The organism is Nocardia sp. CA-135953 (assembly GCF_050955735.1).
GTDB lineage: Bacteria > Actinomycetota > Actinomycetes > Mycobacteriales > Mycobacteriaceae > Nocardia.
Window position 1 is genome coordinate 6,337,604 of sequence record NZ_CP192082.1, and the last position, 20,239, is coordinate 6,357,842.

Annotated in this window: 14 protein-coding genes; 8 read left to right on the plus strand and 6 right to left on the minus strand. The window is 65.0% G+C overall.

Annotated features, from left to right (window positions below; all coding sequences use genetic code 11):
• Nucleotides 1–119: 119 nt before the first annotated feature.
• Nucleotides 120–1,778 (plus strand): ABC-F family ATP-binding cassette domain-containing protein, encoded by a 1,659-nt coding sequence (locus tag ACQPXH_RS29180; protein ID WP_433603618.1) that lies wholly within the window; start codon nt 120–122, stop codon nt 1,776–1,778.
• A gap of 147 nt (nt 1,779–1,925) precedes the next feature.
• Nucleotides 1,926–2,138: a hypothetical protein gene (locus ACQPXH_RS29185; RefSeq protein WP_433599652.1), complete on the plus strand. Its 213-nt coding sequence runs from the start codon at nt 1,926–1,928 to the stop codon at nt 2,136–2,138.
• Between the two features lie 526 nt (nt 2,139–2,664).
• Here ACQPXH_RS29185 and glmM read toward each other — a convergent pair.
• The 5 genes from glmM to ACQPXH_RS29210 form a co-directional block, all read right to left on the minus strand.
• Nucleotides 2,665–4,041, minus strand: coding sequence for a phosphoglucosamine mutase (gene glmM, locus ACQPXH_RS29190; protein WP_433599653.1), 1,377 nt, complete (start codon nt 4,039–4,041; stop codon nt 2,665–2,667).
• Between the two features lie 217 nt (nt 4,042–4,258).
• A complete protein-coding gene (rpsI, locus tag ACQPXH_RS29195; RefSeq protein ID WP_433599654.1) occupies nt 4,259–4,768 on the minus strand; it encodes a 30S ribosomal protein S9 in 510 nt (169 codons plus the stop codon).
• Nucleotides 4,765–5,208, minus strand: coding sequence for a 50S ribosomal protein L13 (rplM, locus tag ACQPXH_RS29200; protein WP_040686710.1), 444 nt, complete (start codon nt 5,206–5,208; stop codon nt 4,765–4,767). Before rplM ends, rpsI begins: the two co-directional genes overlap by 4 nt.
• Nucleotides 5,209–5,352: 144 nt before the next feature.
• The gene (locus ACQPXH_RS29205) at nt 5,353–7,326 is read right to left on the minus strand and encodes a hypothetical protein (RefSeq protein WP_433599655.1); all 1,974 of its coding nucleotides are present in this window, start codon (nt 7,324–7,326) and stop codon (nt 5,353–5,355) included.
• 70 nt (nt 7,327–7,396) lie between these two features.
• The gene (locus ACQPXH_RS29210) at nt 7,397–9,976 is read right to left on the minus strand and encodes an FHA domain-containing protein (protein ID WP_433599656.1); all 2,580 of its coding nucleotides are present in this window, start codon (nt 9,974–9,976) and stop codon (nt 7,397–7,399) included.
• Nucleotides 9,977–10,138: 162 nt separating this feature from the next.
• Between ACQPXH_RS29210 and ACQPXH_RS29215 the strand changes: the two genes are divergently transcribed.
• Nucleotides 10,139–11,530, plus strand: coding sequence for a metallopeptidase (locus ACQPXH_RS29215; RefSeq protein WP_433603619.1), 1,392 nt, complete (start codon nt 10,139–10,141; stop codon nt 11,528–11,530).
• A 270-nt stretch (nt 11,531–11,800) separates the two neighbouring features.
• Here the strand turns inward: ACQPXH_RS29215 and ACQPXH_RS29220 are convergent, their stop codons facing one another.
• On the minus strand, nt 11,801–13,123 hold the full coding sequence (locus tag ACQPXH_RS29220) for an FHA domain-containing protein (RefSeq protein WP_433599658.1): 1,323 nt from the start codon (nt 13,121–13,123) through the stop codon (nt 11,801–11,803).
• A gap of 115 nt (nt 13,124–13,238) precedes the next feature.
• Between ACQPXH_RS29220 and ACQPXH_RS29225 the strand changes: the two genes are divergently transcribed.
• The 5 genes from ACQPXH_RS29225 (at nt 13,239) to ACQPXH_RS29245 (ending at nt 19,923) form a co-directional block, all read left to right on the plus strand.
• The gene (locus ACQPXH_RS29225) at nt 13,239–14,444 is read left to right on the plus strand and encodes a DUF7373 family lipoprotein (protein WP_433599659.1); all 1,206 of its coding nucleotides are present in this window, start codon (nt 13,239–13,241) and stop codon (nt 14,442–14,444) included.
• Between the two features lie 276 nt (nt 14,445–14,720).
• A complete protein-coding gene (locus tag ACQPXH_RS29230) occupies nt 14,721–15,809 on the plus strand; it encodes a DUF7373 family lipoprotein (RefSeq protein WP_433599660.1) in 1,089 nt (362 codons plus the stop codon).
• A gap of 8 nt (nt 15,810–15,817) precedes the next feature.
• On the plus strand, nt 15,818–17,011 hold the full coding sequence (locus tag ACQPXH_RS29235) for a DUF7373 family lipoprotein (protein WP_433599661.1): 1,194 nt from the start codon (nt 15,818–15,820) through the stop codon (nt 17,009–17,011).
• 8 nt (nt 17,012–17,019) lie between these two features.
• Nucleotides 17,020–18,231: a DUF7373 family lipoprotein gene (locus ACQPXH_RS29240; RefSeq protein WP_433599662.1), complete on the plus strand. Its 1,212-nt coding sequence runs from the start codon at nt 17,020–17,022 to the stop codon at nt 18,229–18,231.
• A gap of 96 nt (nt 18,232–18,327) precedes the next feature.
• A complete protein-coding gene (locus ACQPXH_RS29245) occupies nt 18,328–19,923 on the plus strand; it encodes a serine/threonine-protein kinase (RefSeq protein ID WP_433599663.1) in 1,596 nt (531 codons plus the stop codon).
• Nucleotides 19,924–20,239: the final 316 nt, after the last annotated feature.

Here is a 20,239-nt window from a genome sequence, read left to right on the forward strand (position 1 = left end):
CTTCACATCGGTCGGATGACCTATCCCGACCCTGATTTCCGCAGGCCGCGGACTCAGGGTGCAACCCCGAGCGCCGACCAGACCCGGCGGTGGCGGTGCGGCACGGACACGGCAGACTCATGCTGGTGAGCACCACTCTGCACGCGCGCGGACTCTCCGCGGGCCACGGCGAACGCACCCTGTTCGCCGACCTCGATTTCACCCTGGCGCCGGGTGATGTAATCGGTTTGGTCGGCATGAACGGTGCGGGCAAGTCGACGCTGCTGCGCATGCTCGCGAAACGATCGACACCAACCGGCAGCATCACGCTGTCCCCGCCCGACGCCACCGTCGGGTACTTGGCGCAGGAGCCCGAGCGGATCCCCGGGGAGACGGTGCTCGAATTCCTCGGCCGCCGAACAGGCGTCGCCGATGCACAGCGGAGCATGGATGCCGCGGCAGAGCGTTTGGCCGACGGCGGTGCGGACGAATATTCGCCGGCCCTGGAACGCTGGCTCGCGCTCGGCGGCGCCGATCTGGACCAGCGGGCCGAGGAGGTCGCGGCGGATCTCGGTCTCGCGGATAGCCTGCCGAACGACCTGGATACCACGATGACCGGCCTCTCGGGCGGCCAGGCAGCCCGCGCCGGACTCGCTTCGGTTCTGCTGTCCCGCTTCGACATTCTGCTGCTCGACGAGCCGACGAACGACCTGGATCTCGATGGTCTCGCCCGGCTGGAACAGTTCGTGACCGGCGTGCGGGTGCCGCTGATGGTGATCAGTCACGACCGAGAGTTCTTGGCACGCACCGTGAATCGCATTGTCGAACTCGATCTCGCGCAGCAGCAGGTGGGGATCTACGACGGCGGCTACGAGGCGTATCTGATGGAGCGTGAGATCTCCCGCCAGCACGCGCGCGAGGCCTACGAGGAGTACGCTGACACCAAGGCCGGGCTCGAGGCCCGCGCCCAAATGCAGCGCAACTGGCTCGAACACGGCGTTCGCAATGCTCGCCGAAAGGCACGCGACCCAAAGAAGGTCGATTCCGACAAGGCGGGCCGCAAGATGCGCGCCGAATCCACCGAGAAGCAGGCCGCCAAGGCACGCCAGACCCAACGGCGCATCGAACGTCTGGATGTGGTCGAGGAGCCGCGCAAGGAGTGGGAGCTGCGCATGTCCATTGCGGCGGCGCCGCGCAGCGGCTCGGTGGTCGCCACTTTGGCGAATGCCACCCTCAACCGAGGGGATTTCGAACTCGGCCCGATCACCACCCAGGTCGACTGGGCCGACCGCATCGTGCTGACCGGCGCCAATGGTTCGGGTAAATCCACACTTCTGGCTCTGCTGCTCGGAAAAATTCAGCCGGACAACGGAACTGCCACACTCGGCTCCGGCGTCGAAATCGGCGAGGTCGACCAGGCGCGCGGGCTCTTCAGCGGAAGTGCCGCCCTCGCGGAAACTTTCAGCGCCGAAATGCCCGACTGGCCGGATGCCGAGGTCCGCACCCTGCTGGCCAAATTCGGCCTCCGCGGCCCACATGTCCTGCGGTCCTGCGAAACCCTCTCCCCCGGCGAGCGCACCCGCGCCGCACTCGCGCTGCTCCAAGCCCGCGGCGTCAACCTGCTGGTCCTCGACGAACCGACCAACCACCTCGACCTACCCGCCATCGAACAACTCGAGCAGGCCATCGAATCCTTCGAAGGCACAATGCTGCTGGTCACCCACGACCGCCGCATGCTCGACTCGGTCACCGCAACCCGCCGCTGGCACATGAACAACGGCCACCTCACCGAAAGCTAGATGATTTCCGCGACTGATCGGGTCGGGTTGCTGCCCGGTCAACTGTGGATGCCGCCTGCAGAGCCGCGCCTCATGGGCGCACAACCGGGGACGCCGTGGGACCAGGGTCGGGGCGGGATCGTTCGGTGCGGTGCTGACGGGCGGACAGTGCGAGGCCGCCAGGGGGAGCAGTTCGGCGGCTCGGGTGTAGCCGCGGCGTCTGTGGTGGCGTTCGAGTTCAGTGGTGAGGGCTGCACGGGAGATGCCAAGGCGCAGTGCGGATTCCAGGGTGGCAAGGGCTTCGGGGCGGGGCGCTGTGCGAGCTATGTCGATTGCGGTTCGGGTGGGGTTGGTGGTGACTATGCCGTGGATCAGTTCTAGTTCGGCCTTGTCGACACGGTCACGATGGACGATCAGGCGGCGGGAGCGCGAATCCTGGATGCCCAGTACATGGGTGGGTTGGCTGTGCGGTGTTGGGAAACCGTGCAATTCGGCGGCGGTGTGATAGGCGGCGGTCAGGGTTGGCACTCCCATGGATAGCCGGGCCGCTTCGACGCGGAGTTGGGCGGAGGGCGAAGTGGTCGCTTCGCGGAAGACGCCGCGGAAGACTCGGACCCATTCGCCTCGGTCGAGTAAATTTCGCATCTCTGTGCGGGTGTACTCACATAGCACCTGCCATGAGGTGAACACCCCGAATTGCTTGTCCCGTACTTCTTCCAGGCCTGGTCGCATACGCCAACTATCGGCGAAACCGAACCTCGCCCTCGGTGCCCGACCAGCACAGACAGAAAGTCTGTGGATAACCGATTCCCTGTGGACAACTCGCCGTGCAGCGAACCTTCGGGCCTCGTACCTGCCCGCCCCCCGAAGCGGCCAGGACGTGCGGCCGATCGTGCCGCTGCCCCAACTACACCGCGGCTACACGCTTGGCCAGATCGTCGGCCAGTTGCTGGGCTTGAACCGGGTCGGTCGCCTCGACCATCACCCGAACCAGTTGCTCGGTTCCACTGGGGCGCAACAGGATTCGCCCGGAGTCCCCGAGAGCTCGTTCGGCTTCCGCTACCGCCTCGCGGATTTCGGGGGCGGCGGCGACCGTTGCCTTGTCGGTAACCGGGACGTTCACCAGCACCTGTGGCACGGTCTGCAGCACCGCAGCCAAATCGGCCAGCGTGCGGCCGGTTTGCGCCATACGAGCCATCAGTTTCAATCCGGTGAGGATGCCGTCGCCGGTGGTGCCGTAGTCGGGGAAAACCACGTGGCCGGACTGTTCACCGCCGAGGTTGTAGCCGCCGCGACGCAACTCCTCGAGGACATACCGGTCGCCGACGGCGGTGGTGCGCAAGGTGATTCCGGCTTCGCGCATCGCGATGTGCAGACCCAGATTGCTCATGACCGTGCCGACCAGCGTGTTCTGGACGAGCGAACCGGTCTCGTGCATGGCAAGCGCGAGGATGGCCAGGATCGCGTCACCGTCGACGACGGCGCCCTCGGCATCGACGGCCAACGTGCGGTCGGCGTCGCCGTCGTGTGCGATGCCGAGGTCGGCGCCGTGCTCGCGTACCGCGTGCTGAATTTGTTCGAGATGCGTTGAGCCGCAACCATCATTGATGTTGAGGCCGTCCGGTTCGGCATTGATCGCGATGACCGTCGCACCGGCCGCTCGGTAGGCCGCGGGTCCGACCTCGGAGGCCGCGCCGTGCGCACAGTCGACGACGACGGTCAGCCCGGACAGGTCCTGTCCGGTCGCCTCGACCAGATGCTCGACGTACCGCTCGTGCGTGCCCGCCTCGCTGTATCGATTCGGGATCACCAGCCCGTGATCGCGGGCACCGGAAGCGTTCAGCACGCGACCGATCCCCGCACCGATGGGCCGAAGCGTCGCATCTTCGGCGATCAACGCCTCGATCCGGTCCTCGATCGCGTCGTCGAGCTTGTGCCCGCCGGCCGCGAAGATCTTGATTCCGTTGTCCGGCATGGGATTGTGCGAGGCCGAGATCATGACGCCGAGGCAGGCGTCGTACAGACCGGTCAGATACGCCACGGCCGGAGTCGGAAGTACACCTACCGAAAGCACATTCACGCCTGCGGCGGTCAGACCCGCGGTGACCGCGGCCTCGAGCATCTCACCGCTGGCGCGTGGATCGCGACCGACCACGGCGAGCGCGCGCTCCTTGCCGCGACTCAGGATCTGCGCGGCGGCACCGGAAACCCGCAGCGCCAGTTCCGGACTCAGCGATTCATTGGCAAGCCCACGGACTCCGTCGGTGCCGAACAAACGTCCCACTACCCTCGCCCCTCATCGTAGATCCGCGGCGTGCGCGACGGGCACAGAGGCGGCAGCCCGCGTAACCACGCAAGTCCCCGCAAACGCCGCAAATAGATACAGCACGAGAGCAGGCGCCCAGCCGTGCTGGGAGCCTGCTCTCGCACAGGTGCCCCGCCGACCGTACCGCCTCCGACACCTCCAGGGTGGCGGATGACGGTGGCCGACGTAGCCAAAATCAGCGCTTCGAGTACTGCGGCGCCTTACGGGCCTTCTTGAGGCCGTACTTCTTACGCTCGGTAGCACGCGGGTCACGCGTCAGGAAGCCGGCCCGCTTCAGGGCGGGACGGTCGTCCGGGGTGACCTCGATGAGCGCACGGGCGATGGCCAGACGCAGCGCACCGGCCTGGCCCGAGGGGCCACCGCCGACGAGACGCGCGTGGATGTCGAAGGACTCGGTCCGCTCGACGGTCACCAGCGGCGACTTGACCAGCTGCTGGTGCACCTTGTTCGGGAAGTAGTCCTCGATGGTGCGGCCGTTGAGCACGAAGTTGCCGGCACCCGGCAGCAGGCGCACGCGAACGACGGCCTCCTTGCGGCGACCGACGGTCTGCACCGGGCGGTCGATCACGATCGGGGCGTAGGCGGCGGGCTCGGCCTCGTAGCCGTAGTCCTCGTCGACGACCTCGACGTTGGCGTCCTCGGCTGTGTATTCGTCGGACTCGTTGAATTCCTCAGGAGCGGTCACTGGGCCACCTGCTTGATCTCGAACGGAATGGGCTGCTGAGCGGCATGCGGATGCGTCGGGCCCGCGTAGACCTTCAGCTTGCCCGCGATGGCGTTGCCGAGCTTGTTCTTCGGGATCATGCCCTTGACGGCCTTCTCCACGAGACGATCGGGCCGCGACTCCAACACCTGACCGACAGTGCGCGACTTGAGGCCGCCCGGGTGTCCGCTGTGGTGGTGGATCAGCTTGTCCGCCTTCTTGTTGCCGGAGATGGCAACCTTGTCGGCGTTGATGATGATGACGAAGTCGCCACCATCGAAGTTCGGCGCGTAGGTCGGCTTGGTCTTGCCGCGCAGCAGATTCGCTGCCTGGACGGCGAGACGGCCGAGCACTACGTCAGTGGCGTCGATGACGTACCACTTACGGGTCACGTCACCCGCCTTGGGGCTGTACGTAGGCACAGTGGTTCCCTGTCTGTAGTCGGTGTTGCCAGCCACGGCGTGCGGTCGAGCGGTTCCCGGCGGCCGGTTGAGACCCAGGGCTCGACGTACTTCCACACGCCAACGGGCAACGATACCAGCCATGCCCCAGCGGCATGAAACCGGTCAGATCTCGATCGGCGGGCCGTGATCGATGGCGCCGGGCGGGCCCGGGACCACGTAGCGGGGGACGTCGATGCTCGACTGTGCGCACTCCGCACCCGCGGCGTCGAATCCGGAATCGCCCGGTTCCGACACCAGGCCAGGGTCGTATCCGCGAGCCGCGGCAATGCCTTCACGCTGCTCATTGGTGACATACGGGGTCAATGGGCAGGAGACCGGCGTACCGATGACCGAAGCAGCCGGTTCGCCCCGGTCACCACCGGAGGGGATGGCCATCGCGGCCAGCACGGCGGCACCGGCCACCGCGGGCGCGCCGAAAAACTTGCCCCAGCGCTTGCCCTTGCGCGGTTTGTCCGCGTCATCGTCGGATTCGTGCGGATGCCACTCCGACTGCGGCGGTTGGTCCTGCGGCGGCTGGTAGGGACCGTGCGGGCCCGGCGGCGGCACCGGTCCCTGGGGTGCGGGAGGCCGACCGATAACGCTGGGCGGCTGCTCGTCCGGATACTGCCCGGGCGGGCGGGTGAATCGGCTACCCAGCTCGGCGAGGTTCGGCGGCAAGGACTCCCGGCCGACCCGGGTGGTCGGCTCCTCCCCCGTCGGCTCGGTCGCGGGTTGGACGGTCGGATATCCGGGCCCGTACTGAACCACCGGCGGATGCGACTGCCCGACCTCGCGCTGGCCCTGCCCCTGCTCCGGTCGAACCTGCCCCTGCTCCGATCGGACCTGCCCTTGCTCCGGTCGAACCTGCCCCTGCTCCGATCGGACCTGCCCTTGCTCCGGTCGAATCTGCCCCTGCTCCGATCGGACCTGCCCTTGCTCCGGTCGAACCTGCCCCTGCTCCGATCGGACCTGCCCTTGCTCCGGTCGAATCTGCCCCTGCTCCGATCGGACCTGCCCTTGCTCCGGTCGAACCTGCCCCTGCTCCGATCGGACCTGCCCTTGCTCCGGTCGAACCTGCCCCTGCTCCGATCGGACCTGCCCTTGCTCCGAATGAGACGGCTGCAACGCCTCGGCCTGCCGCTGCGCCGAAAGCGCCTGCTGCTGTGCCGATTCGGCCTGATACTGCGGCGACTCCGCCTGCCGCGCCCGCGGCGGTGCGGGCTCGGCATGCCGTCCCGCCGACTCCGGCTCACCGTTCTCGTTATCGGTCACCAGCAGATGCGAGGCACCGAGCACCAGCGCGTGCATCGGATGATCGGCCACATGCAGCCGGTGCCCGAGATGATTCTGGAACGCCAAGCGCAGCGCGTCGTTGAAGCAGACATTGCCGGACAGCAGCACCGTCGAGGTGTCCGCGCCGATCGAGCGGGCCGCGGCCATCACCTCGATCACCACATTGTCGGCCGAACGCGCATCGCGCATGGCCTCCGCGGTGACCGGCACGTCGACCGATTCGGTCGGCTGCTCATCGTCGCCGTGCACCGCGACGACCAGCATGGTCCGCCCGTCGGAGTACACCCCGGTCGCGCCGATGCCGTGTGGATTGCGATCGTCCGGGGACCGCACCAGACCGAGCGCACGCACATATCCGGACAGCGCAACACTTTCCGGCAGCGGTTCGACCGTGACGTCCAGCCGTTCGACCAGGTCGACGTACACATCGACTTTCGCGTCGGGCCAGCCGTCCGGGAACGGCAGCGCGACCAGATCCGGTTTGCCGCGCAGATATTTGCCGATGGCCGCGAGCGGGTTGTACATGCGGGCACGGAAGACCAGCTCGGCGGGCCAGGTCGCACCGGCCACCACGATCTGCGGATGGCCGAGAATGTCGCGCACGTCGGCGATCGCCATCCCCAGATCCGGCCGCTGCCGCTCCACTCCGGCGGTGTGCAGCCGACCCGACGAATCCGCCAGCAGATATGCCGGCGGCGTGTATGTACCTTCTACCTGCACGGGCCGGATCGGTGTCCCACCGCCGCCCGCGGCAACGGACACCACATCCCATCCGAGATGTACTGCCCCAACTCGCACCGTCACAGGCATAAGTGTGCCTGCTGCGCGAGCGAGATGCTCACCGCATCCGGTGAGAGCCCGCCTGAGCGGCCCCTCACGCGGTCGACTTCCGCAACCGCAGCCGACGCCAGGTGATGATCGCCAATACCGCGGTTATCACCACGAGCAGGCCGATATCGAGACACCAGATATTCGGCTCGTGCTTCCATACCGCGTCGGGTTGCGCGTTGGCGAACAGTGTCCGAATATCCACCGTCGACGCCCCGGCCGCATAACCCCATCGTGACGGGAACAGCCACGAGACCTGTTCGAGCACCACCCGGTCGGTCACCGGAATCAGGCCGCCCGCCATGACCAGCTGGACCATGATCATCACCACGAGCATCGGCATGACCTGCTCGTTGGACTTGGCCAGACTGGACAGCAGCAGGCCGAAGACCACACAGCACACCGCGGTCAGCGCGATATCGAGATAGAGCTCGGTGGGCCCGTTCGGGATCACCGAACCCTTCAGTGGCGGCTTCTTACCGACCAGCGTGATGCCGACCAGCACCGCCGCCTGCAGGAACGCGGTAATGCTGAACACCGCGATCTTGGCGAGCAAATACGCGGAGGGCAGGAGGCCGACCGCGCGCTCGCGATAGAAGATGGTGCGCTCGCCGACCAGATCACGCACGGTCAGCGTGGACCCCATGAAGCAGGCGCCCAAAATCAATACGACAAGCAGTTGCTGGGTCTCGCTGCCTCCAGACGGGACGAACAGCACCTCGTTGCCGCTTTGCACCTGCTCCAGCGGACCGCTCTGGAAACCGTTGCTGCCCGGCACCACCAGCGACAGCGCACCGAGGATAAAGGGCAGGACCACCAGGAACGCCAGATAACCGCGGTCGGCGAAGATCAATCGGACCTGCCGTCGCGCCAGGGTGGAGAACTGCTTGGCGCGCCCGGATTGCGGCGGGCTGCCCGCCGAGCCCTGCCGCGGCGGCGCGGGCGGTGGCGGCGGTGGCGCGAAGGCCAGCCTGGACCGGTACGCGGCGAATGCCTGATCCGGATTCGCGGCGACCCGCCCGAAAATCTCCGCCCAGTCGCTGGTGCCCATGGCCGCGCCGACGCTGGCCGGGTGACCGCAAAAGGCCGTCTTGCCACCGGGTGCGAGCAACAGCACCTGATCACACATGTCCAGGCAGGCCACCGAGTGGGTGACCACGATGACGGTGCGACCGGCATCGGCCAGCTCGCGCAGCATCGTCATCACCTGACGGTCCAGCGCCGGATCCAGACCCGAGGTCGGCTCGTCCAGGATCAGCAGCGACGGACCGGTGAGCAGTTCCAACGCCACCGACGCGCGCTTGCGCTGACCGCCGGAGAGCCGGTCCACCCTGGTCTCGGCATGTTCGGTGAGCGAAAGTTCTTTCAGCACACCGTCGATCACCTGCTGGCGGTCGGCCTTCGAATTGTCCGGCGGCAGTCGAAGTTCGGCGGCGTAGCCGAGGGCTTGGCGCACGGTCAGCTGACGGTGCAGCACATCGTCCTGCGGCACCATGCCGATGCGGGAACGCAGCGCCTCGTATTCGGCGTGCAGATTGCGACCTTCGAAGGTGACCACACCGCCGGAGGGCTGCGTGCTGCCCGCGATCAATTTCGACAGCGTCGATTTGCCCGCACCGGAAGGTCCGATGAGTGCGGTGAGCGTGCCCCGTCCCGCCTGCATATTCACATCGACGAGCAGCTGTTTGTTGCCCTCGACAGCGAATCCGACACCGTGCACGTGCAGGCCCTGTTCGGCGACCGGCTTCTGCCGATGCACCAATGTGCCCTGCTGGACGACGAAGTCGATATTTCCGATGGTGATGATGTCGCGCTCACGCAGCACCGTGCGTTGTTCGCGATGGCCGTTGACGAAGGTGCCGTTGGCCGAGCCGAGGTCCTCGATGGTCAGGCCCTCGGAGTCCGCGACCAGCCGGGCGTGCTTGCGCGAGGCCAGCGGATCGTTGACGACGATCTGATTGTCGGAGGTACGACCGATATTCAGCCCGCCGGGCGGCAGGCGATCGGCCCTCGCGATCGGCGCCGTGGACGGGCGGGTGCGAACCGGCGGCAGCATCGAGGTGTCGGCCTTGAAGGTCATATTGACGTTCGGCTGCTGCGGTTGGGAGGGCGGTGGCTGCTGGGGTTGCGGCTGCGAAGGCGGTTGTGGCGGGTGCTCTGGGCGTTGCTGTTGCGGACGCTGCTGGGACGGCGGCGGTGCCTGCGGTGTCCGTCGCGGATGTTGATAACCCAGCGGCACCGACGACTGCGGTTGCGACGACTGCGGTTGCGACGATGGCGGTTGCGCTGCCGGCGGTCGTTGCGGCTGGGCCGGCGTCGCGGGCAGCAGATGCAATAGCGGACCACTGATCGCATCACCGAGGCGGACCTGCGTCGGCCGATTGATCGGCACCGGCTGACTCAACCGCCGCGCATCCACGAAAACGCCGTTGGTGCTGCCATTGTCGGTGAGTACCCAGCTGTTCCCCTGCCATGCGAGCGTCGCATGCACCCGCGAGACCAGTGGGCTGTCCACGAACAACGTCACTTCCGGTGCGCGGCCCATCGTGACCTGTTGATTCGAATCGAAGACCCGTTCGGTTCCATCATGGCGCACGGTGATGGTCTGCGCCCCCGGTAAAGACATGCAGCGGATACTATTCCATCACCCGGACTTCGGCGGTGCCCCCGATGCGCCTTTATGCCCCGATCCGGAGACCGTTATGAACGTGCGACCGGCCGACTAGGGGGAGCCTTGCCGAAACTCGGAGCGACCGCAGTCGTTGCCGCAGCACTGTGCGTAATCGCAATGTTGGCGGGCTGTACTCGCGCGGTGCACGGTCGAGCGGTTTCGGTCTACGACGATCCGTTCAAGGTCGCCGGACTGCCCACCACGAACGGTCCGAGCGGACCGCGCGACGGCGTCCCCGACAGCTCGCTCACCGCGGTGAACGGCGACAGCGGCGAGGTGGATGCCCTGGCGCTCAACGCGATCGATGATATCCAGACATACTGGCGCGCCGAATACAGCAAGGACTTCGACGGTGAATTCAAGCCGGTCGACAAGCTGATCTCCTGGAGCGCGAAGGCGCCGCGCACCCAGGCACTCGAATTCTGCAGGGAATCCACCTATCACCTTGTGAACGCGGCCTACTGCCGACTGGACAACTCGATCGGCTGGGACCGCTCGGTGCTGTTGCCGACGATCGAGGACACCTTCGGCAAGATGGCCGTGATCATGGTGCTCGCCCATGAATACGGACATGCCATCCAGACCCTGGCCAAAATCGTGCAGTCGAAGGATCCGGTGATCGTCAAGGAGCAGCAGGCGGACTGCTTCTCGGGTGCGTTCATTCGCCATGTGGCCGAAGGCAAATCCAAGCACTTCACCATCAATACCTCCGACGGCCTGAACTCGGTACTGGCCGCGACCGTTGCCATTCGGGACTCCAATCCGGATGATCCCGAGAGCGTGCACGGTTCGGCGTTCGAGCGAGTCACCGCCGTGCAGATCGGCTTCACCGATGGTCCGAAGGCGTGCAAGGCCATAGATATGCACGAAATCGAGCGCCGCCGTGGCAATTTGCCGCAGAGCTTCAAGGATGATCCCGGCCACGGCGAGAATCCGATCGACAAGGACAGTCTGATCGAGCTCAGCAAGGCACTCGCCACGATCCTGCCGCTGAAGTCGGCGCCGACCTACGACTACTCCGGCGCGAAAATCGACTGCAAGAACGGCGTTGCCACACCGCCGGTTTCGTATTGTCCGGCCAAGAACACCATCGCGACCGACGTGCCCGCGCTCGCGCAGCGCGGCACCTCCGATGCCGATGACAATGATCCGTTGCCGCTCAAGGTGACCGGCGATTACAACGGCTACATCGTCTTCATCTCGCGCTACACCCTCGCCGTGCAGCAGAGCAACGGCCAGCAGCTCGTCGGCGCCAAGACCGGATTGCGCGCAGCCTGCCTGTCGGGTGTGGTCACCGGCAAGCTCGCGCAGCCGGGACGGACCCAGGCCCAGGGCGATATCGTCTTGGCCGCAGGCGATCTCGATGAGGCGGTCTCCGGATTACTGGCCGACGGGCTGGCGGCCAGCGATATCGACGGACAGACCGTACCGAGCGGGTTCTCCCGGGTCGACGCGTTCCGCGCCGGGGTGCTCAACGGCGAGCACACCTGCATGTCACGGTATTCCTGAACTCCCGTTCCCGGAAACGTGTCAAACGTTCCAGGGACCTGACGGATTACTCCGCGGGGTTGGCCTGCAACCGGAGTCGCAGGTCTGCTCGGGCAGTACCACCGCCTGGCCTCAGCCCGGTCTTACACGGGTTCCAGCAAGCTTTGACATCCGACCGCAACTCGCCTGGACGATGTAACGAATAACCGACTGGCAGCCTGGTTTTCACCGCCGTCCGACGCGTCCAAGTCCCCATCAAGATGTCACGTTCTGGCGGGGCGATGCGAATACTCAGCCGAACGGCGGGGGTGCGGCAGGTTCGAATCTCAGCACCCGGTTGCCGATCATGATTTCGGTGCCGGGTATCAGGCCCATCGGCTGGTGGGGTGGGAGGCGGATCCAGTCGCGGTAACCGGGCAGGCGGGTACGGGTGCCATTGGTGGAACCCCGATCCACCAGGGACACATCCCAATTCACCAGCAGCACCTCGGCGTGCGCGCGGGACATGCCGCCCGAGGAATCCTCGACCTTCAACGGCACCATGCCGCGCCGGGCCTGTTCGGAATGTTCCGGATCGCGGCCGAGGACCGCGTCCGCGGCCAGCATGTAGGTCATGCCGTCGTCGAGAACCAGCATGCCCAGCGGCGGACGGACCACCTCGATCAGCTGCTGCGTCTGATCCACCGGCATCCCGCAGACCGTGCAGAACGCCGAGCGCGGATCGCTGGGATGCGCACGCGCGCATTTGAATCCCAGCACCTTGACGGTGAGCGCGGTGGCCTTCGCGGTGGCCTCCAGCCTGCGCTGCAGGTCCGGATCCGGGCGCGGGGCGGGATTCGTGCCGCCCATTTGGGTCGGCGCGTGATGCGGGTCGACTGGTTCCTGCTCCTGAACCGAATCGAGCATCGCGGTTGAGGCGCGGGTCTCGGTCAGATGTTCGTCCCCGAGCTGCGGTTCGGGCTCGGGACGCTGGGTCGGTCCCGAATCGATGCGCGCGGTCGGCGGTGGATGCGCGTGCTCGGGGTGCGCCGGTTCGGACCGGCCGCGCACCGCATCGGACCAGACGATCGCGCCGCCCGCCTGTGCGATCCCCTCGACCAACCAGCCGATCCCCCGCTCGGCGGGCACATCCGGAATGCGGCCCTTCGGGTCATCGACGAAAAGCGCGACCGCACGCGCGGGAACCGATGCGACCCGGTCCACCGTGAAGGCAGCATCGCTGCCCCGATAGCGCTCCAGCGTTCTGTCACCGGCGAGCACCGCGGTGACGGCACCGTGCAGGAAGATTGCCACCCCGCCGGTCTCGGCCGCGGACAGGATGCCGAAATCGATTGGCGCACCGGGACTGATCCGCTCGGCATGCGTCATCAGCCAGCGGGTTGCCGCCCGCGCGACCAGTGCGCCCGGTCCCTCCGGACGCTGTTCGGCGGCGTCGCGCACGAGTTCGGCCAGCGACTCCAGCGCGATGACGGCGGGTGCCTCCGGAGTCGGGCGCGCATACCCATGATGTGCGACGACCACCACCGCACCCGCGACCCTGACGACGGCGTGACCACCGGCAACGACCTCAACCTGCCGATCCTTCAACGGTATCGGCCTTTCGGGGGTGCGCATTGCGGGGTCGTCGCCACATCGACAAGGGTATTGCAATCCAAGCCCTAAGGGGTCCCCCTCCTCGGCGTCCGTCCGGTAACTTCAGATGGACATCGGGAGGAACGAGGGGCCTGTCATGGTTAGGACTTCGCGCATCGCGCTCGCCGTGGCTTGTATCGCGGTGACCGGCGTGCTGGCCGGCTGCGGCGGCGTGCCGGGTACACCGCTGGCGGCCGAGCAAGACGTGCGCAAACTGGAGGTCGGCACCTATCCGGTCGATCGACACAAATACGACCAGGACGCGGGCTCGAACGGGGCGCTGGTCGAGGGCATGCGAATGTCGGAGGCCGTGGTCGCCAGTTCGAAGATCGACCCGTCGCTCACCTACGGGCGCGAAGGCAAGGTGCTCAGCAGCATCGACGATGCCGTCGAACACGTCGCGTCCGCGTCCAAGCCGGTGCTGGTGAACCGCAAGTACCTCACCGGATACGCCACCAGCGGTTCGGACAAGCCCGATCCGCCGGGTCAGACCCGGCCGTCGGCCGACACCACCGCGATCACCAACGTGGTATTCCGGTTCCCGGACGAGGCCACCGCGAAGATCGCCGCCCGGGAACTCGAAGACGCCGATATCAGCATCTCACCCGACAACCGCAAACTGACGTCGAGCAAATATCCGGATGCCTATATCCACTGGCGTCCGGGCATTGCCAATATCGGAACCTTCATGGCGCACAAGGAGTTCGTCATCTCACTGTTCGTCGGGCGGCCTCACGCGGACAGTTCGGACCTGCAGAGTTGGGTCGAGAAGACACTCGATGCCCAGGTCCCCGCGTTGGACAAATTCCAAGCCACGCCACAGGACAAATTCAGCAGCCTGAAGGTCGACCCGGAGGGCATGCTCGGGCGGGTAGTGGTCGCGGATCGTCGTGGGCACACCCCGAATGCCGATAACTTCGCGGTCTACGGGCCGAGTTATTTCGTACAGTCGGCGGAGGACGAGGCCAAGACCCAGCAGCTGGTGGACGAGGTCGGGGTCGAGCGGTTCGCCATTGTCGACAACGGCTCGGTCACCCGCGTGCGCGACTATCCGGCCGGCCAGAAGTTCATCGACGGGCTGATCGACGAGGTGCGCAACACCTTCGACCCGATCGACGCACCCAAGGATGTGCCAGGCGCGAAGTGCTTGCAGCTCAACAGCAAAGGTGATCCCGAGCGGCAGTACAAGTACCGCTGCTACGTCCCGTACAAGCGGTATGTCGGTGTGGTCACCAGCGATAAAGAGCCGGATGTGCGGCAAAAGGTGACCGCGCAGTACGCGCTTTTGGCCAATAGCCTCTGACACGGCACGCGCAGAACGCGGTTCCGGTGCTCAAAACCCAGCTGCGTAGGGGCCGGTCGAGTCGCTGCCCTTCCCAAACGGTTCCGGCGCTGACGAGAGCTGTGAAGTAGGATCCCGCGGGGAGTAAGCGAACGGGGAGAACAGCTCCGGAACGGGGGAAGTATGAGGTATCGAGGCGGGTTCGTCGCACTGCTCGCCGCAGCAGCCGCAGCGAGCGTGAGTTGTTCGACGACCGTGACAGGGCAACCAGGGCCGGGGCTTTCGCCGGTCGATGTCGTGACATTGAAGACCGGGGCGTATACCGCCGAGCCGACTGCCTACGCTCCCGACATCACCAGCATTCCCGACTTGCGGCTGATCGAAGCGCGCCGAATGCTCAACTACCTGGTTCATCCGTTCGAGATCGACAGCGAAATCAACGTGACCGCGAATCAGACGTTAATGGCGAATGCCGATTCGATGATCAGCGAGAAATCCTTTCCCGAACTGTATCGTCCGGTCGCGACGGACAACAATCTCCTTGCGGGAGTTTATGTCTCCGGCACCAACGGTAATCTCCGCAGTCGTAAGAAGCTGATCATCTCGATATTGCGCTTCCCGACCGATGCGGCCGGGCGAGCCGCCGCCGACCAGTTCGATCAGCTCACCAACAGCAATCCGGGCCGTCATCCGGTGGCCATCCCGGGGCATTCGGATGCTCGGGCCTCCTCGGCCGACGACAAGACGGTGACCTCGTTCGTCGCGCACGGCCCGTACGTGATCGTGGCGAATGCCGGTCTTCCCCAACCAGATCAGAGCATGATCGCGAACGATATCGCCAAAGCGATCGACCTGCAGATCACCCGATTGGATCAGCAGAAGCCCGTACCACTGGACGACTTGCTCGACCTACCGACGGATCCGGACAACATCATGCGCCGCGCACTGCCCGAGGCCCCGGACTTCAGCGACCCGTTCATCGGCAAGAGTGATTTCGGCTATTTCGGACCGTCCGGCGAATTACACTTCGAACGCAATCCGATCGAGCTGCAGAAGGCATTCGATGAGAGCGGCGTCGATCTGGTCGGACGCCGTGGCGCGATCCTCTATCGTGCGCGAGACCTGTCCGGCGCCTTCCACCTGCAGTCCGTCCTGGCCAAGGCTGGTAAGAACGACGAGATCATCCCATCGCCACCGGGTCTGCCCGATGCCACCTGTATCAAGCTCGATACCAGAGACGACACAAGGAATTTCGATCAATATTGCGTCGTGGTCTATGGGAGGTACGCGGCCGTCGTCGTAGGGCGCACGTTCACCGGAAACCTGGATCCGGTGCTGTACCAGCGCGCGGCCGCTCAGTACGCAATCCTGGCCAAGAGCGAGTGAGTCCGACCATGCGATTCCGACACAGCCTGTACGCCATGATCGCCGTGGTTCTCGCCGCGACCGCGGCCTGCGGTGACAGCAACGACGCGACCACTCCCGCCATCGACGTAACCAAACTGGACTCCGGGAACTATCCGACAACGCCACGCGATATGGAATCCACGCGCACGGCGGACTCGGGAGCCAACCTGGAATCGGTGCGGATCGGAAACTCGATACCGTTGCCTTTCGAAATAGACGGGAAGTTCGCTTACCAGCGCTTGGCATCGGTGGATGGGCGGACCACCCTGAAATCACCGGCAACCATGACCGCTATCTCGAGCAAGGAGTTCCCCGACCTCGCGACAGGACTCGTCGCCGGGTGGGAATCATCCGGCGAACGCCGTAAAAACCCGTGGGTCGGCAGCTCGGTAATCATTGATACGCTTCGATTCTCCGACGCGGCCAAGGCCGAGACCGCGGCCCGTCGCCTGGCCGACCGCCAGGCGGAGCTGGACCCTGGTGAGACGGTGACGATCCCGGAACACCCGAGCGCCCGTGCGAAATGGTCACCCGGTAAACGGACGCTGGATTCATTCCTCGCACACGACGCCATGCTGCTGTACGTGTACATCACCGATCCGGTCAGCGAACCTGTCGACACCGCGCCGCTGATCGCTTTCACCCAGGCGACGTTTACCAAGAGTATCGATGCACTGAAGAACTATTCGCCGACGCCGATCGATCAGCTCGGGTCCCTTCCGCTGGATGTGGATGGCCTGCTCGGCCGGACCCTGCCGCTCGAAGAGCGGCAGATGAGCATTTCCGGGATCGATCGGACGAGGCTCCTTACCGCGCGCAGCGCGCTGCCTGCCGAGAGGTTCCCGGCACTATCCAAAGCCGCCTTCGATGATGCCGGCGTCGATCTGGTCGCATACTCCGGCGAAAAGGTTTTTCGCACTCGTGATGTCAGCAGCACCGTCCGCCTGATCGCCGCCCTTATCGATCAGCGATCCGATGGATACCGTCCGATCGACGCGCCACCGAACATGCCGGACGCGAAGTGTTTCGACACCAAGGACAAAAAGACCTCTTCACTCAGTTATCCGCCGGTGTGCTATCTCGCGTACGACCGATATGTCGCGAAGGTCGAGGGAACCAATGTGCAAGAGGCGTATCAAAAAGCGGCTGCGCAATACAAGTTACTGACTTACGGGCGTTAGGGGGAGGCATGAAGCTCACTACCAGGCCGACGGCCGTTCGAATAGTGGTGGCGCTGTGCACGGTCGCGGCGTTGGCTACCGGATCGGCGGGCTGTGGCTCGCAGGTGACCGGGCAGCCGGTCCGCGTGGAGCCGGACGCGTCGAAGCTCGATTTCGGCAACTATCAGACCAAGCCGCGCCAAGTGGGTAATGCCAAGAGCAGCAAACAAGCTCGGGCGCGCGAGGCACAGCGACTGGCCGACTATGTGGCGCTGCCGTACGAAGCCGATCCCGCCTACGTCGAGGATGCCTGGGGCATCGCGACGCATATTGTCCTCAACCGCAAGACCCTGGGCAGCCTCGTCATCAACGACACCTTCGATGATGTCGCGAAGGACTTGGTCGCGGGCTGGGCCAACGCGTGGCGAACCGGGGGCGCGCAGGAGGACAAGCGACGAACGCTGAATGTCGCGGTGCTGATGTTCCCGGATGCGCAAACCGCGTCGGCCGTCGGACCGACCCTCGAACACGACGACTTCACCTACAACGCCGACAATCAGCCCGTTTCGATTTCGAAGTCGAATACGTACGCGCATTGGCGGCCGGACATCTCCTCCGTCGGCTCATGGACGGTGCACGACCGGTACATCGTCTACATCAAGGTGGTGGACGATATCTCGGCACCCGATCTGCCCGCGTTGACATCGCAGGTCGAGAAGATGCTCGCAGTGCAACTCCCGCTGCTCGACAAGTTCCAGCCGACTCCAGCCGGCGAACTCTCACGTATCCCGCTCGACCCACAGGGTTTACTCGGCCGAACCATACCCAGCAATCCGGAAAGCCCCATTCGCGCTGAGCCCGATGGTGTTTTCAGCGGCCGCGGGACGGTGTCGTTGATGAATGCCGGCCAAGCAACACTGCCGGAACTGGAGAAGTACAACGTCGATCTGGTGTCGTTCGGCGATGCCGTCGTCTTCCGAACCGAATCCCTGAAGGACGCCGACGGCCTCTGGACGACGTGGCAGCCGCTGAAGCCCGATCAGAAGATGGTCGCGGCACCGGCCGGACTCGGCGAACATGTCCAATGTTTCGCGGATGGAGTAACCGAGAAGAATCCGACCGGCTCGATGAATCTGTGTATGTTCCAGGTCGATCGGTACGTCGTGCAGGCATTCGGGAAGCAGCTGCAGGATCTGCACCAGAAGGTCTCCGCGCAGTATGTCCTGCTGCAGAGCCGTTGAGGACGGGTTCGGTGCGGCTCGAATACCCACCGACGACTTGCTAGATTTCTGACGGAGGCTCGCGTTTGGGCGTTCGACATCATCGAGGAGGACCGAATGGCGTTGCGGCCCGGCGCAATCGTAGGCGGCTACCGGGTACTTCAAGTTCTCGGCAGCGGCGGTATGGGCACGGTGTACCTGGCCCAGAACCCGATCCTCCCGCGGCGTGACGCATTGAAGGTGCTGAGCGCCGATCTGTCCACTGACGATGAATTCCGCGCACGCTTCGAGCGCGAAGCGAATCTAGCTGCCGGACTTGATCATCCGAACATCGTCGCGGTGTACAACCGCGGCGAGGAGAACGGGCAGCTGTGGATCGCCATGCAGTACGTCGACGGTGTCGATGCCGCAGACGAGGCCAAGAAGGGCCCCGCCGTGATGACCCCGCAGCGCGCCCTGCGGATCGTGTCCGAGGTGGGCAAAGGGCTCGATTACGCGCATCGACGCGGGCTGCTGCACCGAGATGTGAAACCGGCGAACTTCCTGCTCTCCGCCGCCGAAGAAGGCGATGAGGAACGGGTACTGCTCACCGACTTCGGTGTCGCGAAATCGTCCGATGACGGCCAAGACCTCACCGCGACAGGCAATTTCATGGCTACGGTTGCCTATGCTTCGCCTGAGCAGTTGGTCGGAACCAGCCTGGACAATCGCGCCGATATCTACAGCCTCGGCTGCTCGTTCTTCAAGCTGCTGACCGGGCAGAACCCGTATCCGTCGACCATGCCTGCCGTGGTCATGATGGGCCACATGCACGAGCCGCCACCGAAACTGAGCGCCGTTCGACCGGGTCTGCCGCCCGCGTTGGACGCGGTGATCGAGAAGGTGATGGCCAAGGACCCGACACAACGCTACGCGACATGTCGCGAGTTCACCCAGGCCGCCGAGGCCGCCCTTTACGGTACTCAATTCCGTGCCCCCGAGGCCGGGTACTCGACCGAGAACCGCATGCCTGTCGCGGGATATTCGACCAACCCGACCATGCCGGTTACCGGATATCCGTACGCTTCCGGCACCGGCCACCACACCCAAACCCGGACTTCCGCAACCGGATTCGCGCCCCAGGAAAACACCGACCAGAGCCTGATCGCGACCCAGCGAAACCACTCCCGCCGGTCACCCATCCGCCGATTCCTGATACCGGCGGCTCTGGCCGTAGTCGTCGTTGCCGCTGTCGCAGCTGGAACGTTTTTCTTGTCCAGCAGCGGATCCGACTCCGGCGGTAACGACAAAGTGACCGAAGCACGAAACGCCAATCCGCAATTCTCCGGAAAGACTGTCACCGCATTCAATTTCGGCAACTCGACGCTCTCTGTGGTGCTCAATCCCAGCGAGCAATCCAAGTTCCTGCAGAACCTCGGCTTTGTCTACAGCACCAAATACAAGGCCGTCGGCGATGAGAAGTCGCCCCGCGCACTGTCGGCCGCAAGTTATTCGGCGGATGTCGATTCCGAGGTCGTGATCGTGCTGCGGACCGACAGCCAAGCCGGGAACGGTGGCCTGCGTGGGTTGCCCGGCAGCATCCTGTCCAGCAACGCGAAAATCGTTGTGATCGACGACCCCTCGACCGTGCAGGCCTTCCAGGTGTGGACCGGGCAGTCCCAGGACACACTGGTCGACAAGATGGTTCCGTCGATCGGCAAGGTCGTCAAGTAACACTGCGGACGTGGTCGACAGTCTTATCGCAGCGGGATCGGTCTTGTAGACGCGACACTGCGCTGTTCGGTAGGGTATTCGCAGCCAGCCCACTCGCCAGTTCAGTGGCCGCGAACAGGGGGAAGGAGGGGATCGGTGTGCTGGTGGTGACCGAGACGATGACATTGCGGTCCAAGGCATCCGGGGGGATCTGTGTGGCCCTCCGACCGTGATGATGCCCGGTCGACAAAGCTACAGCGCCCGTGTGACGCGATGGAACTGCCAGATTCTTCAGAACTGGATGGAACCGAACGGGCCGACGACGCGTCCAACCATA

What these genes read in the sequence shown, in the direction of transcription:
- ACQPXH_RS29180 (WP_433603618.1), top strand. Translation starts at nt 120, where the DNA reads ATGCTGGTGAGCACCACTCTGCACGCGCGCGGACTCTCCGCGGGCCAC.
- ACQPXH_RS29210 (WP_433599656.1), bottom strand. Translation starts at nt 9,976, where the DNA reads ATGTCTTTACCGGGGGCGCAGACCATCACCGTGCGCCATGATGGAACC.
- ACQPXH_RS29215 (WP_433603619.1), top strand. Translation starts at nt 10,139, where the DNA reads ATGTTGGCGGGCTGTACTCGCGCGGTGCACGGTCGAGCGGTTTCGGTC.
- ACQPXH_RS29220 (WP_433599658.1), bottom strand. Translation starts at nt 13,123, where the DNA reads ATGCGCACCCCCGAAAGGCCGATACCGTTGAAGGATCGGCAGGTTGAG.
- ACQPXH_RS29225 (WP_433599659.1), top strand. Translation starts at nt 13,239, where the DNA reads ATGGTTAGGACTTCGCGCATCGCGCTCGCCGTGGCTTGTATCGCGGTG.
- ACQPXH_RS29235 (WP_433599661.1), top strand. Translation starts at nt 15,818, where the DNA reads ATGCGATTCCGACACAGCCTGTACGCCATGATCGCCGTGGTTCTCGCC.
- ACQPXH_RS29240 (WP_433599662.1), top strand. Translation starts at nt 17,020, where the DNA reads ATGAAGCTCACTACCAGGCCGACGGCCGTTCGAATAGTGGTGGCGCTG.
- ACQPXH_RS29245 (WP_433599663.1), top strand. Translation starts at nt 18,328, where the DNA reads ATGGCGTTGCGGCCCGGCGCAATCGTAGGCGGCTACCGGGTACTTCAA.